Origin of the sequence: Vibrio sp. OPT20, from assembly GCF_963889365.1 — a bacterium.
Taxonomy (GTDB): domain Bacteria; phylum Pseudomonadota; class Gammaproteobacteria; order Enterobacterales; family Vibrionaceae; genus Vibrio; species Vibrio splendidus.
On the sequence record NZ_CAWPOA010000058.1, the window covers coordinates 647,856 to 662,430 of the forward strand.

The following is a 14,575-nucleotide window of genomic DNA, read 5'->3' on the forward strand; positions in this document are numbered from 1 at the left end:
CAAGTACTTCAGTATTAAAGCCTTTAACCTTTTGGGTTAAAGGCTTTAAATTTAATCAACTAATCAACTAATCAACTAATCAACGCTTCTAACCACTCACGTTTTGTTTGATCAGATCGATAACTGTATCGTATCGGTGCGGCAGTTTTCTGTTTCGTTTTTGAACCAGATACAGTATTTCCTCAACCTCTACTTTGGGTGGCACAACGTGCAACTTGTCTCTTTCTGGGAAGTGCTCAACTGCGCCAGCCGGTAAGACGGTAAAGCCTAACCCTTTCGATACTGGCAGCAAGATCTGGTGAAGCTGATTGATGTAGCCAGATCTTGGTATTTCATTAACGTTAATGTTCGCGAGATCCTTGTCTCCACACAGGTCGAAATACAAAGACAGGTAGTGAGCAGAATCTGGATGCGCAATAAGGCCAATGTCGTGCAGTACTTGTGGTGTTATCTCTAAGTGAGCCAGACTGCTGTGAACGATGAGGCAGAGTGCTTCTTTACCAATGACTTGGCTCTGATAGTAACTGTCGTTTGGGGAGTGCCTAACAATGCCGATATCGGTTGTGCCTTGGATCAGGTCGTTCAATATCTTTTTGTTTGGAGCTGCTTCTAAGTTAATGCTCAGATCTTGGTGTTGCTGCTGAAGTTCAAGAAGCTTGGGATACAGACGTAAAGAGAGTGAACCCGAACAGGATAGATGACATTGCCCAGCATAAGGATTATCAAAACTCAGAGACTCAAAAAGATCTTCTTGGTCTTTTTCTAGCTTGAGCGCATAGCGATACATGATCCGACCTTGTTCAGTCAGCTCGAAGCTCTTATTTTCTCGAGAGAGCAGGTCACAATTGCAAGCTTGTTCAAGCTTCTTGATGTGCTGGCTCACTCCTGGTTGTGTCATGTACAACTTTTCAGCCGTTTGGGTGAAATGTCCAACTTCAACCAGAGTCTTAAATGTATTGAGCCAAAGTGGATTGATCATACTCACCTTCAAATGCTAAAGCCTATAAATAACAGAAAATTATTATTATCTTAAGTAATGATAATTTCAACTCTAGCGTCTTAAGTAACGCTAATCAAAGTCAATGTGGTGGTAACTATTTATATTGGTCGACTTGTAGAGTTGCTATGAGTAACAAAGTGTTGCGACTTTGTTGATTATTTGGTCTATTGACCAACTGTGCTCATATTTAGGAACGAAGATGAATAGAAATGTTTGGCTGCTCTCACTGTGTCAGGCCTTGTTGATGACGGGTAACATATTACTGATCTCTGTGATTGGCTTGATCGGCAAGCAGATTGCGCCCAGTGTGAGCATGATTACCTTGCCGGTTGCACTGCAGTTTTTGGGTTTAATGGCAGCCACTATTCCTGCGTCTCTAATTTCAGGTAAGTTAGGGAGAAAGCGAGGATTTAGCATTGGTAATGTGGTTGGCATTACAGGGGCTAGCCTTGCCACTTACGCACTGTCTCAGCAAAATTTCTATCTGTTTTGTTTCGCCACGTTCTTACTTGGGATAGGCATAGGTTTTGGCACGCTTTATCGCTTTGCTGCAATCGAGGTGTGTGATGAAAATGCCCGTCATCGAGCGATATCTATATCGATGGCTGGTGGCGTTTTAGCAGCAGTATTGGGGCCAAACTTGGCGATTATGTCTCAACAATGGTCAGCAGATGGCTTGTACATTGGTGCTTTTGCTTCTTTGATTGGGTTGAACATTCTTGCGTTACTCATTTTACAAACCATTCAGTTTCCTAAAGTCTCTTTTAATAGTCAGGCTCCCAAAGCCGATCCTTTAGGTGTGATCGTTAAAGCGCCGAACTTTATTGGTGCGGTCTTTGCAGCCATGGTTGCTTACGCCGTAATGAACATTTTGATGACTGCAACGCCATTGGCAATGATTGGCTGTGGTTTTGACTTTACTAAAGCTGCTGGCGTGATTGAGTGGCACGTGTTGGGGATGTTTGTACCTGCATTTTTTACCGGATCACTTATCGAGAAGTTTGGCTCAAGAATGATGATCTTGGCGGGCGGGATTCTGTTCGTCGTCTGTATCGCGATTAACATTCATGGCGAATCTATCTGGCACTTCAGAGCTGCTCTAGTTGTGCTTGGTGTGGGTTGGAACTTCATGTTTATCGCGGCAACAGGTTTGTTTAGTCAGTCCTACCAATCGCAGAATAAAGCTAAGGCACAAGCGTTTAATGAATTTATTGTCTTTGGCTGTGTGACTATTACAGCGATGCTCTCTGGCTGGCTAGAATCGACAGCAGGGTGGCAGAACCTCAATATCTACGTATTACCATTCGTGTTAGCTGTTATCTTGCTGTTCGCATTTAGTGCTCGTAAATCGCGTATTCAAAAGCAGCCTGTGTGATGGCTCATCGAATGGTGGTTCAGTAAATTCGTTACTGTGATTAGAACCCTAGTATCTCGAACTACGACAAATAAAAAGCCCTACCAAATCGGTAGGGCTTTTGCTTACGGCTTAAATAATAACGTTTCCTTAAAACTGCTGTCTTGGCTCATGCTCGAAGACAACAGTGCTTAAGCTTGCTTGTAAGTACGCGTGATAGAGCCGCGTACTTATTTTGATGGTCTATCGTTTAAGACCTAAGACCTAAGACCTAAGACCCAAGATGAGCTACAGGTCGACCAAAATTGTCTTAGTCGTAATCCCACCTTGGTCATCGATTATCTTCAGTGTCACCTCGTGCTCTCCGTATGAAGGGAAGATTGAAGTGAATGTGCGACCTCGTTTCACCTTTCCGTTTGGAAGTGTCCACTCGGTATCAACAATACGACCATCGCTGTCTGAACTTGTAGACCACATGGTTACCCAACGACCCAAGTGAATGTACTTCGCGCTCGCTTCTGGAAGGGCGTTTGGAGATTCAACACTCACCACAGAGCTAAATGAATCGGTAGCGCCTTTGTCGTCAACAACAGTCAAGTTCACCGTGTATTCACCGGCTTGCTCGTAAGACCAAGTTGGTGCCACTTCGTTACTTGTTGTGCCGTTGCCAAAGTCCCATAGATAACTGACGATCTCACCGTCTTGATCAGAACTGAAGTTACGTGCAGAAACGTTCAGGCCAGTGACATTGAGCTCGAAGTTCGCAGTAGGGGCGACATTGTGTTGGCTTACTTTAGATAAGCGAACCACGCCGTATTCGTTGTTGTCACTCTGATTCACAATATCAACGGCTAAGCCAAATTCCGTTAGGATACGTCCTGAATCAGGCGCTTGTGGAGTGGTGTAATCTTGGTCGTCAGAGAAGCTAGCATTGCCAACCAAACTGGTATCTTCAAGTACATCATCGTCGCTGTTCACAAGACGCATTGGGGTATGATCTTTGAGTGAAAACGCAGCATCACGAACTTGGTAACGAGTTTGAGCGACTTCACCGGATTTTTCCCAAGTCATGGCATTCTGGTCTGCATCGACCACGCCTAACCAACCTTCACCTGGGTGTTTGCCTACCCAGTTATCAGTCAGCGACTCGTCTACGTACCAAATGATCAAACCTGGATCGAATGAGATGAGTTGGCCCATGCGTTTGATGTTGGCTAGACCTTCATCAACGTCCATGTGGCTACGCCATTGCAGTAGGTAGTAGTGTTGCGCTTGGTGGAATCCATTACTTAGCTTGTAGCCATTTAGGGCGAAGGTTGAGTTGCTTTCTCCATCGTCTATTGAGGTTACTTCACCATCCACGACCACACTGAGGTTATCCAGATAGAAGCCTTCCATCGCCAAGCCACCATCGGTGATGTACTCAAACGAAAGCTCTACTTCTTGGCCTACCCATTGTGAAACGTCAAACTCAGCGTCAATCCACCCGCTAGATTCGCCGCCAATAGCAGGAACGAGGCCAGTATTGTATGGGTCATCCATTGAGGTGATGTTGCCAGCTATTGCTTGTCCGTTGATTAGCACGCGAGCGAAGTCGTAGTCTTTCTCAATTTCATACCACGTTTTGAACGAAAGCAATGCAGAATCACCCGCTGGAATCACCAACTTGCGAGTCATGCTATTTTTCAGATCATCGCCTTTTTGAGAGTGGAATGAATACTCTCCCTCAAAGGGTTTCAGACCTTCAATTTGCTTTTCAGGAAGATCGACCTTAATCATGTTCGGACGGCTGTTATCCGTGGTTTGGAACAGTGTATAAACTTGTGGGTTGTCTTCTAGGTCATCAATCGAGATTTGATCATCGTTAACCCAGCGGCCACCAATCGATTTTTGTAGGAAGTGTTTTGCCCAAGAGCTGAATGCCGTTGGTTGTGTGCCACCAATTTTGCCAGCCCAGCTGCCTGAAGACATGATTGACCAGTAAGATACTGGTTCACCCTTGCCTGTGTATTGCGTGTCGTACTCGTCTGGTAAGCCTAAATCATGGCCATACTCGTGAGCACAGACACCAGCTGCTGCATCAATCGGTTGAATGGTGTAATCAAATGCCGCGTATTGGCCACCAAAGCGGTCGGGAAGCGAGCTAGAGGTACCTTCAAGCACATGTGTGCGACCAAGGTTGAATCGGTGCGACCAGATAGCGTCAGGGCCCAATACACCACCACCGGCTTCTTCGCCTACCGATGCGTGGAATACCATTAGGTGATCAATCACACCATCGGGTTCACGGAAGTTTCCGTCACCGTCGTAATCGTAACGATCTTCGATGTCGTAATCGGCTAGGTTGATACTCGGATCTTGAGCCAATTGATTCAGTGCTTCACGAACCAGTTCCTGTGCGTTTAAGTCGTTGTCGGTGGTAGGGGAGTTGCCACCATAGAATGACGCAGGCTTAGAGGCGCGATACCAACCTGCCGCTTGACCTGCAACGCTGTAACTATCACCTGATTCGCTTTGGTAATATTGGCGCATCGAGATTAGGTTCTCGCCGTTGGGCCCTGTGTAGCCAGAATTTGAGAACAACAGCTCTTGATAATGCTCTGGGTTGTAGCTCTCATAGAGCATCTGCGTGTGCTCTTCGGTCAGCTTGTTATTATCCCAGTTCAAATCAGGGAAATCGACTAACAGAGCGAGTACTTTATCGGTACGCTTGGTGCCGACTTCTAAAGCAAAGACACTCGCTTTTTTAACACCGGATCCTTTTTCGATGGCTTTGAGTATTTTCGCTCGTTGCTCAAGTGCTTTTTTACCGAATTGAGCGTCGCCTTTAAAACCGGAATTGATCTTATTTTTTAAGTAACGGTCAAGTGCGTCGTGTTTTGCCACATCGGTTGCATTTTGGTCGACTAAGCCTTGTCTAACTAGCATTTCAATAAGTTTGTCTTCATTAACAACGCCTAAATCAATAGGTGTTTTTGCATAACTACTGACGCTAAATAGAGTAAGCATTGCTGAAGCCAACAATGTTTTTCTCATCATTTTCATTATATTTCCTTTTTATATTTCCATGTCGATATCAGTATCAACTGCCTTATTCGAATCAGTTGTCCGAGTCTGGCCTAATACACTCTTGTGGTGTCTTATTTAACTGACGTGTGTTTGCTGTATGTTTCGTACTTTCTATCTCTTTTATATTTTCTATTTCTTTTGTATTAGTTGTCTCTTTTCTAGTTTTTGAATCAAACTGAGTGCTCTTTACTTTTTTAGCGTTGAGATAGATACGCAAAGCTTCTTGATTGCCCTCATAGGTTAAGCCTGGACAGATAACGCCTCGTTCAATCAATGACTTCAGCAATAGTTCGTCGTTCTCAATAGTGGAAGCCTGTGACAGTGAGGAAAAAATGAGAACCATTAAAGCCATTGTTTTTCTAGGTATTTTTGTAAGAGTCTTAGTTGTATGAGTCTCAGTTGTAACAGGCGCTGCTATAAGGAACATATTCATAAGAGCCATCAGTTTTGATTATGTAACAAAATATATTTATAAAATTGACCAATCAAATGGATAATTATTACAAGTAATTGTTCGTTCCGATTTCAACATTTAAAGTTAATATCAAATAAGGGGTGTTATTTATTTTATTATCAGCTATTTAGTGGATTTTGTTGAATGAATAGTTGATAGTTTGGATTTTTAACAACATTGGTTGGGAAGTGGTTATTATCTTGAGAGCGCTTTATACAAGGTATGGAGTGATAATAATAATATATGTGTTTTATTATCTGTGTTTAGAAAAATGAATTTAATAATTGAGTGTTTAGTAAATACTCATACTGAAATTATTTTCACTCGAAATATCAATAATTGGGGTGTTGAGAATGATTTTCAGTGTTTCAAGGGCGTGAAATTTAACAATAGCGAAGGTGATAGGAGCCCCAAGTCGTAAAAAAGAGCCCGTATTTGAGCTCTTTTCCTTTTATTCTCGTTGGCGATTTACTTATGACTGAGAGACATCACGATAAAAATAACGTTCACAAGTACGTGGATTCATGCGCTTAATGACGTTTGATATTAAGGCGATAACCAGCACTGAGAATACTAACCTTCCCCAAAATATGGTGTAAAAATCAGCCCCAATTAACATGATCAAAAGTGTATCTTCAATCAAACTGTGGAGTAGATTGAGCAGCATGATTGCGGTGAAAACATCCCTCGCCGAGATATGTCCCTTTTTAGCTTCATTGATCAATAAGCCGCCGCCAAACGAAAGACCAAGCGTGATTCCGATTATCGTTAAGTTGGTTGCGTCCTTGCTAATTCCTAGCAGTCTCAAGAATGGTCTTAACAATATTGCCATGAGCTTTTCAACGCCTAGAATCTTTAAAATCTTGAGTAGCAGTAATAGTGCTGAAATCACGATGAAGATAACGGCAAAGCTCTTTAGCTGCTCAATAGCCCATCCAAGATAGCTCGAGTCTCCAGATACTTCAGGCTGCCAAAGCACGGTTGCTGGGTAGTTGAGCAAATCCCCGTATTGATAACTGAGATTGAGTAACCATGCCAGCACCAAGCTACCACCGACTCTCACTGATAGGGTAGCCAGCCAACTCACGCCTGCCTTTTTAGCTATTGCACCCTCAATCGGTAATGAATGCGCTAGTAGCATCATGCTGCCTAAAACCGAGGCTTGAGCAACTGTTAAGGGAGCATCTGAATTAATAAGAATAATCAGTCCCGCATAGATGTTAGTAAGTATCGTTGTTGCCCATACCAAGCCCATTTCTTTCGGTAATCCGACGCTTTCCATTATTGGGCTTAGCCATTCGCTAAGAATCACGACGCCGCCAAGTTCTTCAACGACCTTTATCACGATGATGATTGGAATCATGATTCGGAAAAGAGTCGAGGTGACATCGAAAATCTCTCTGAGGAGTTCTTTAAAAAATTGATAGATTGATTTCATAGTTACGACCATGGTTCGATTGTTTGGAATGAGAAGATCTTACCCTGATTATTGTGATGGTTATTTCAAAATCCACACCAATATTCGACTCAAATTTTTTATTTGTCGTAATATTTGAAATTATCAGTCACAAAAATAGAGTTTTGAGAAATTATGGAAATTGATCGTATAGATAGAAATATTCTCGTTGAACTGCAGAAGAACAACCGAATCCCAAACCTAACATTGGCTGAGATGGTTGGGTTATCACCTCCGGCTTGCCTAAAGCGAGTGAAACGGCTGAGAGAAGAGGGTGTGATAGTCGGTGATGTTTCTATCATCAACCCAGAACTGACCGGCAGTAAGATGACTTTGATTGTATCCGTGGAAATGGAGCGTGATCGAGGGGATATTTACCAAATCTTTCGCCATTCTATTTCAAAGGCAGAAGAGGTCACGCAGTGCTATCAGATATCGGGCAGTTTTGACTTCATGTTGATTGTGACGGTCAAAGACATTCAAGCCTACGAAGATTTTGTTGAACGAGTACTGCGCAAAGATTTAAACATTCGCAAGTTCCATACCTCTGTTTCAATGAGAACCGTGAAATTTACCACTGCAGTGAACTTAGATGAGTCATGACCGTGAATTTGAGAAGAGAAAAGAAAAGGAGTGAAGCTTTGAGCTTTGTGAGGTGTCAGGCGTATTTTTGTATAAATAGCAGGCATTTACATAAAATGTGACGTTCACATTTTGTCATAACTTTAATAATTGTATATATTCCTCGCCTAAAACAATAATTAACAAAAGTTAATATAAATGACTGTCAGTTCATCTTCTCAATCTCGTGAAACGCTTCTAAGCGAAAACGAACAACTTGTCTCGACTACCGACCTTAAAGGTGTGATTACTTACAGTAATGATGCTTTTTGTCGTATCGCAGAATACAGCCAACAAGAGTTGCTAGGGCAACACCACAATATCGTGAGGCATAATGATATGCCGAAAGCGGCTTTTGCCGATATGTGGGTTAACCTAAAGCAAGGTAAAGCATGGCGCGGTATCGTAAAAAATAAAACCCAATCTGGTGGTTACTACTGGGTTGATGCTTACGTTACCCCTATTTATGATGGCGGGAAGGTGAGTGGCTACCAATCGGTTCGTGTTAAGCCTAAAAACGAATGGGTACAAGTCGCGGATAAGGCTTACCAAAGCTTATTGAAGGCAGAGATATCGGGTCGTCAATGGTCGTTACAGATCAGTGACAGTGTTCGTTACGCAGTGTTACTAGGTTCTTTAGCAGCCCCTTTGATTTCAAACCTGATCGAAGTAGGGCAAGTATCGCAATGGTTGTTGAGCTTACTTCCTGTTTCCGCATTAGCATTGCTTTTCCGACAAGAGCTCATTGATACTCCATTGCAGTTAAAAAAGCTGCAATCTAAATTCGATAGTGTCAGTCGCCTTGTCTATTCAGGTAATAGTCAGTTCTCTATTGCCGATTTTCACTTAAAACTATTGTCTGCACGAATCCGCACCGTGTTAGGTCGTATGACAGACTCTGCCAAGCCACTACAGGATTTGGCGGACAACCTGAATGCCACGTCATTTGAAGTATCTGAAGCTTTAGATCAACAAACAAAAGACATTCTTCAAGTGCGAGAGGCGACTGAAGAGGTTGAAGTCACCGCGAATGAGGTCTCTTCTCGTACAGAAGAAGCGCACCAGATTGTTGATGTGACTTTGCAAACCTGTGCTGGTGCTAAAGAGAGCATTAATCAAACCCATCGAAATTTAGAAAGCTTAGCTTCACAGGCTGAAAAGGCGACCCAAACGACTTACCAATTGAGCGATCAAGCGCAGAGCGTAAGCAAGATAATGGAAGAGATTGGTGGAATCGCCGAACAAACCAATTTGTTGGCACTAAATGCAGCAATTGAAGCGGCTAGAGCGGGCGAGCAAGGACGAGGCTTTGCCGTTGTTGCCGACGAAGTACGTGCGCTATCGGGTCGTACGTCAAAGGCGACGGTTCAGATCAAAGAGAGTATCGACACCATGCTAGCGACGATTGAAGGTTGGCAAAAGGATATTCTGGCGAACCGAGAGCAAACGGACGCGTGTGGCGATGTTGCGAAGGTGAGTGCAGATCGCTTGTCTGAAGTCGAAACTTTAATGCAATCGATGAACGATTTAATGCAGTCGGTTGAAAGCTCCGCGCATAAACAGCGTCAGCTATCGAGTGATGTAAACCTACATATGCAGTCTATCGCGTCTACTGCAGAGCAAAATTTAGTGGCAACGCATTCCGTGAAAGACCACTCCACTGAGCTAAAAGAGCAAGTGAATGAGTTCTATCACTTGGCGAAGCGCTTCGAAGAGAAATAGCTGCCAAATTCAAACCCGAATGAGAAATTAAGAAACAAGAAAGAGCCTTGCGAAGCTAGCAGGGCTTTTTTGTGAGCCAAAAGAACAGATAACAGATTAACAGGCAACAGATACAAAAAAGCCCTACTCAAAAGAGTAGGGCTTTCTATTATGTGCTTAGAAATCAGCTAACGGATTAACAGACTAAGCAAGAATCTCTTTCGCTGTGTTTACTACGTTTTCAGTAGTGAAACCGAACATCTTGAATAGCTCGCCTGCTGGTGCAGATTCGCCGAACGTTGTCATGCCGATGATCTTGCCACCGAAGCCAACGTACTTGTACCAGAAGTCAGCGATGCCAGCTTCTACTGCGATACGTGCTGTAACGTCTGACGGAAGTACAGACTCACGGTATTCAGCGTCTTGCTTGTCGAATGCATCAGTTGCAGGCATAGATACTACGCGTACCGCTTTACCTTCAGCTGTTAGTTCAGCAGCAGCGCTAACCGCTAGCTCAACTTCAGAACCCGTTGCAATGATGATTAGCTCTGGCTTGCCAGCACAATCTTTCAGGATGTAACCACCCTTCGCGATGTTTGCCACTTGCTCAGCGTCACGATCTTGCTGTGCAAGGTTTTGACGAGAGAAGATAAGTGCAGAAGGACCATCTTTACGCTCGATTGCCAGTTTCCAAGCAACAGCAGACTCAACTTGGTCACATGGACGCCATGTGCTCATGTTTGGAGTCAGACGTAGAGAAGCGATCTGTTCAACCGGTTGGTGAGTAGGACCATCTTCGCCTAGGCCGATAGAATCGTGCGTGTAAACTTGGATGTTCTGAGTTTTCATCAGAGCAGCCATACGCATAGCGTTACGAGCGTATTCCATGAACATTAGGAACGTTGCGCCGTATGGTACGAAACCACCGTGCAGAGCGATACCGTTCATGATAGCCGTCATACCGAATTCACGTACACCGTAGTGGATGTAGTTACCAGAGAAGTCATTTGCTTCAAGAGACTTAGAACCAGACCACATAGTCAGGTTAGAAGGCGCAAGGTCAGCAGAACCGCCCATGAATTCAGGTAGCATAGCACCGAACGCTTCTAGTGCATTTTGAGATGCTTTACGTGATGCGATGTTTGCTGGGTTAGCTTGAAGATCAGCGATGATTGCCGATGCTTTCTCTTCCCATTCAGCAGGAAGATCACCGTTTACGCGGCGTTTGAATTCAGCTGCCAGCTCAGGGTATGCTGCTTCATAAGCTGCAAGTTTCTCGTTCCACGCTGCTTCCTTAGCTGCGCCTGCTTCTTTCGCATCCCACTCTGAGTAAACTTCCGACGGAATTTCAAAAGGACCGTGCTCCCAACCTAGTTGCTTACGAGTTGCTGCGATTTCATCAGCGCCTAATGGTGCACCGTGACAGTCGTGCGTACCTGCTTTGTTTGGAGAACCAAAGCCGATTACAGTTTTAGTACAGATTAGAGTCGGACGAGGATCCGCTTTAGCTGCTTCGATAGCCGCGTTGATAGCGTCAGCATCGTGACCATCAACTGCTGGGATTACGTGCCAGCCGTAAGCTTCAAAACGCTTAGGAGTATCGTCAGAGAACCAACCTTCCACTTCGCCATCGATAGAGATGCCGTTGTCATCCCAGAAAGCAACCAGCTTACCAAGACCTAGCGTACCTGCTAGAGAACATGCTTCGTGAGAGATACCTTCCATCAGACAGCCATCACCCATGAATGCATAAGTGTAGTGGTCTACGATGTCGTGGCCTTCTTTGTTGAACTGTGCCGCAAGAGCTTTTTCAGCCATCGCCATACCAACAGCGTTGGTGATGCCTTGACCTAGAGGACCCGTCGTTGTTTCGATACCTGGTGCGTAGCCGTACTCTGGGTGACCTGGAGTCTTAGAGTGCAGTTGACGGAAGTTCTTAAGGTCTTCAATTGAAAGCTCGTAACCTGCTAGATGAAGCAGAGAGTAAATCAGCATAGAGCCGTGGCCGTTAGACAGGATAAAACGGTCGCGGTCAGCCCACTCTGGGTTTGACGGGTTGTGGTTTAGGTGAGAGCGCCAAAGTACTTCAGCGATGTCAGCCATGCCCATAGGTGCGCCAGGGTGACCAGAGTTTGCTTGTTGTACGCCGTCCATGCTTAGAGCACGGATCGCGTTAGCTAGATGTTTGCGGTTCATAATTGCTTCCAAAATTGATTCGAAATTAAAAATTCGTGGATAGATGTAAAAGAGGAACGAAATTCGTTCCTCTTATTTATTCGGTAGTGATTACAGCTTAGCTGCGATCATGTCTTCTAGTTTGCCTTGGTCTACGGCGAAGTTGCGGATGCCTTCAGCTAGCTTCTCTACAGCCATTGGGTCTTGGTTGTGATCCCATAGGAACTCAGCGTGAGTCATTGCAGCAGGACGCTCTTTAGTACCGTTAGAGTCGATTAGCTTCTCTACTACTTCGCCTTCAGCTGCTTCTAGGTCAGCTAGAAGTTGAGGAGCGATAGTTAGACGGTCACAGCCAGCAAGTTCAAGGATCTCGCCGATGTTACGGAAGCTTGCGCCCATAACAACAGTCTTGTAACCGTGCTCTTTGTAGTAGTTGTAGATGTCTGAAACAGAGATTACGCCTGGATCTTCTGAAGCTTCGAAATCACGACCTTCTTTCGCTTTGTACCAGTCCATGATGCGACCAACGAAAGGAGAGATAAGGAATACACCCGCTTCAGCACAAGCACGAGCTTGAGCGAAAGAGAATAGAAGCGTTAGGTTACAGTTGATGCCTTCTTTCTCTAGGATTTCAGCAGCACGGATGCCTTCCCAAGTAGAAGCCAGCTTGATAAGGATGCGGTCGTTAGTGATGCCAGCGTCGTTGTACATTTTGATAAGTTGACGAGCTTTAGCAACGCTGCCTTCCATGTCGTAAGAAAGACGAGCATCTACTTCAGTAGAGATACGGCCAGGTACAACGTTAAGGATTTCTTTACCGATGTTCACGTTAAGCATGTCACAAGTGTCTTGAACTTGTTGTGCTTTATCAGCGCTTTGCGCTTTAGCGTATTCGATAGAAGCATCGATTAGAGGTGCGTACTCAGCAATTTGAGCGGCTTTAAGAATTAGAGATGGGTTAGTTGTTGCATCTTCCGGAGTGTACTTGCTGATAGCTTCGATATCGCCAGTGTCAGCTACAACAGTTGTTAGTTTACGAAGTTGCTCTAATTTATTGCTCATTTTGATCATCCTATGTATCGCAGAACACCCCTTTAATGGGAGAGGTGTGGGCATTTGCAAGCGAACTAATGAAGTTCCTCATGGTTGTACCAGTGAGCCTAACTTACATTAATTTAAATTTTTCTCCGAACGAACATTTGCACAGAACATTTGTTCGCTCGATGAGTAAATGATGTAGCCATATTTATCCGATCTAGCCCCAAAGTCAACGGTAAATAGTGCCGTATGGTGACTTCAGTCAAATATATTTCGCTCTAGTAATCATGGGGTATGCAAGCAAACGTTTAACAGACAAAGTGAGGTGAATTAATCAACAATGAAACTATGGTTATGATGCTGAGCAAATGTTCCTTGTTGTTACATATGTTCAGGGTGTAAGCTTGTGCATCACTTACTGAGCTCTCCTATATTAGGAAGTACAGCAGGTAAAATAATTGTTAAATATTGGTTGAGTGGTATATGAGTAAGAATATCCAAGATGTTTCCGAAGAAAACACTGATCTCCTCACTGAAGTCGCCGTTGCTTACTATCAAGATGGCGCTACACAAGAAGAGATCTCTAAAAAGTTCTCTATCTCTCGTGCAAAGGTTGGTCGAATGCTCAAACAAGCCCGAGACGAAGGGATTGTAGAGATTACCGTGAAATATCACCCTGTCTTCAGTGCCAAAATTGAACAACGTCTCATCGAAAGGTTTGGTGTTAAGCGTGCACTGGTTGCATTAGACCAACCGAATGAAGAGAAGCAACGACTGCAAGTGGCTGGTTTAGTCTCTAACTATCTGACTAGCACCTTGAAAAACGGTATGGTAGTCACGGTTGGCCAAGGTCGAAACGTATCGTCGGTTGCTCACCATACTGGCGTAATTACCCCACGTGATTGTAAATTCGTATGTGGTATCGGCGGCATTCACCCAAGAGGCGGTATGTTTAACGCCGACCATATATGCAGACAACTAGCGAAAAAGTACGGCGGATCTTCTGAAACCTTGTACGCGCCTGCTTATGCTGAAAACAAAGCACAAAAATCCGCGTTCATGGAAAACAGTACTGTTAAGCAAACACTCGATCTAGCTCGTAAAGCGGATGTCGCATTAGTGGGTATCGGTGATATGAGTGAAAACAGCTATATGGTCGACTTAGGCTGGTTTACCGCGGGTGAGGTCGTTCAATCTCGTTTACTACAAGGTGTCGTCGGTGACTTTGCGGGTTATGACTTTTTCGACGTTCACGGTAAAGCGGCGAATACAGTCATGAGTGACCGTGTGATTGGCTTGGCCTTGGAAGAGTTCCGCCCTATCGCTGATGTAATCGCCATCGCTGCCGAGAACAGTAAGCCATTAGCTTTATTAGGTGCGTTAAGAACTGGCGTAGTTGATGTGATTGCGACTAGTGTAAGTAATGCTTTAACGGTACTTAACTTAGATGAGCAGATGAAACAAGCATCTCAATAGTTTTTTTAAAAAGATCTATTATTTAAATAGGTGGGCGGATTAATTAAAAGTTACACGAATAAAAGATAGAGTTATCTATTACCTATCTTTTATTTTTATAATAAATTTATGTGCCTATAAGTAAAGTTTATATTCTTAAGGTTATAAAAATTACTTATAGGTTTAGTTAGAAAGTTAATTGGTTAATATAATGCCTCATTGATAAGGTCTCGTTTCATTTAATAAATGAAT

10 protein-coding genes are annotated in these 14,575 nt (G+C 43.9%); 4 read left to right on the forward strand and 6 right to left on the reverse strand.

Annotated features, from left to right (window positions below; genetic code table 11):
• Positions 1–88: 88 nt before the first annotated feature.
• Positions 89–979, reverse strand: coding sequence for a LysR family transcriptional regulator (locus AACR09_RS14970; protein ID WP_017082005.1), 891 nt, complete (start codon positions 977–979; stop codon positions 89–91).
• Between the two features lie 220 nt (positions 980–1,199).
• Between AACR09_RS14970 and AACR09_RS14975 the strand changes: the two genes are divergently transcribed.
• Positions 1,200–2,375 carry an MFS transporter gene (locus AACR09_RS14975; RefSeq protein WP_029405203.1) on the forward strand — a complete coding sequence of 392 codons (1,176 nt, stop codon included), beginning with the start codon at positions 1,200–1,202 and terminating at the stop codon, positions 2,373–2,375.
• 267 nt (positions 2,376–2,642) lie between these two features.
• Here AACR09_RS14975 and AACR09_RS14980 read toward each other — a convergent pair whose 3' ends face one another.
• From AACR09_RS14980 to AACR09_RS14990, 3 genes are all read right to left on the reverse strand, one after another.
• Positions 2,643–5,399, reverse strand: a complete 2,757-nt coding sequence (locus AACR09_RS14980; protein ID WP_193835296.1) for an immune inhibitor A domain-containing protein — start codon at positions 5,397–5,399, stop codon at positions 2,643–2,645.
• 55 nt (positions 5,400–5,454) lie between these two features.
• Positions 5,455–5,790 (reverse strand): hypothetical protein, encoded by a 336-nt coding sequence (locus AACR09_RS14985; protein ID WP_193835377.1) that lies wholly within the window; start codon positions 5,788–5,790, stop codon positions 5,455–5,457.
• Between the two features lie 559 nt (positions 5,791–6,349).
• Positions 6,350–7,315: a hypothetical protein gene (locus tag AACR09_RS14990; protein ID WP_019350636.1), complete on the reverse strand. Its 966-nt coding sequence runs from the start codon at positions 7,313–7,315 to the stop codon at positions 6,350–6,352.
• A 153-nt stretch (positions 7,316–7,468) separates the two neighbouring features.
• Between AACR09_RS14990 and AACR09_RS14995 the strand changes: the two genes are divergently transcribed.
• Complete coding sequence (locus AACR09_RS14995) at positions 7,469–7,936, forward strand: Lrp/AsnC family transcriptional regulator (protein ID WP_004731576.1); 468 nt, start codon at positions 7,469–7,471, stop codon at positions 7,934–7,936.
• A gap of 177 nt (positions 7,937–8,113) precedes the next feature.
• Positions 8,114–9,676: a methyl-accepting chemotaxis protein gene (locus AACR09_RS15000; protein ID WP_102502697.1), complete on the forward strand. Its 1,563-nt coding sequence runs from the start codon at positions 8,114–8,116 to the stop codon at positions 9,674–9,676.
• Positions 9,677–9,859: 183 nt separating this feature from the next.
• Here AACR09_RS15000 and tkt read toward each other — a convergent pair whose 3' ends face one another.
• On the reverse strand, positions 9,860–11,851 hold the full coding sequence (gene tkt, locus AACR09_RS15005) for a transketolase (protein ID WP_004731573.1): 1,992 nt from the start codon (positions 11,849–11,851) through the stop codon (positions 9,860–9,862).
• A gap of 90 nt (positions 11,852–11,941) precedes the next feature.
• On the reverse strand, positions 11,942–12,892 hold the full coding sequence (gene tal, locus AACR09_RS15010; RefSeq protein WP_029224345.1) for a transaldolase: 951 nt from the start codon (positions 12,890–12,892) through the stop codon (positions 11,942–11,944).
• A 459-nt stretch (positions 12,893–13,351) separates the two neighbouring features.
• Here tal and AACR09_RS15015 point away from each other — a divergent pair, with 459 nt between their 5' ends.
• Positions 13,352–14,344 carry a sugar-binding transcriptional regulator gene (locus tag AACR09_RS15015; RefSeq protein WP_017077507.1) on the forward strand — a complete coding sequence of 331 codons (993 nt, stop codon included), beginning with the start codon at positions 13,352–13,354 and terminating at the stop codon, positions 14,342–14,344.
• The last annotated feature ends 231 nt before the right edge of the window (positions 14,345–14,575 follow it).

Excerpts from the sequence above, each read along its gene's own strand:
- AACR09_RS14970 (WP_017082005.1), bottom strand. The coding sequence starts at position 979 with ATGATCAATCCACTTTGGCTCAATACATTTAAGACTCTGGTTGAAGTT.
- AACR09_RS14975 (WP_029405203.1), top strand. The coding sequence starts at position 1,200 with ATGAATAGAAATGTTTGGCTGCTCTCACTGTGTCAGGCCTTGTTGATG.
- AACR09_RS14980 (WP_193835296.1), bottom strand. The coding sequence starts at position 5,399 with ATGAAAATGATGAGAAAAACATTGTTGGCTTCAGCAATGCTTACTCTA.
- AACR09_RS14990 (WP_019350636.1), bottom strand. The coding sequence starts at position 7,315 with ATGAAATCAATCTATCAATTTTTTAAAGAACTCCTCAGAGAGATTTTC.
- AACR09_RS14995 (WP_004731576.1), top strand. The coding sequence starts at position 7,469 with ATGGAAATTGATCGTATAGATAGAAATATTCTCGTTGAACTGCAGAAG.
- AACR09_RS15000 (WP_102502697.1), top strand. The coding sequence starts at position 8,114 with ATGACTGTCAGTTCATCTTCTCAATCTCGTGAAACGCTTCTAAGCGAA.
- tkt (WP_004731573.1), bottom strand. The coding sequence starts at position 11,851 with ATGAACCGCAAACATCTAGCTAACGCGATCCGTGCTCTAAGCATGGAC.
- tal (WP_029224345.1), bottom strand. The coding sequence starts at position 12,892 with ATGAGCAATAAATTAGAGCAACTTCGTAAACTAACAACTGTTGTAGCT.
- AACR09_RS15015 (WP_017077507.1), top strand. The coding sequence starts at position 13,352 with ATGAGTAAGAATATCCAAGATGTTTCCGAAGAAAACACTGATCTCCTC.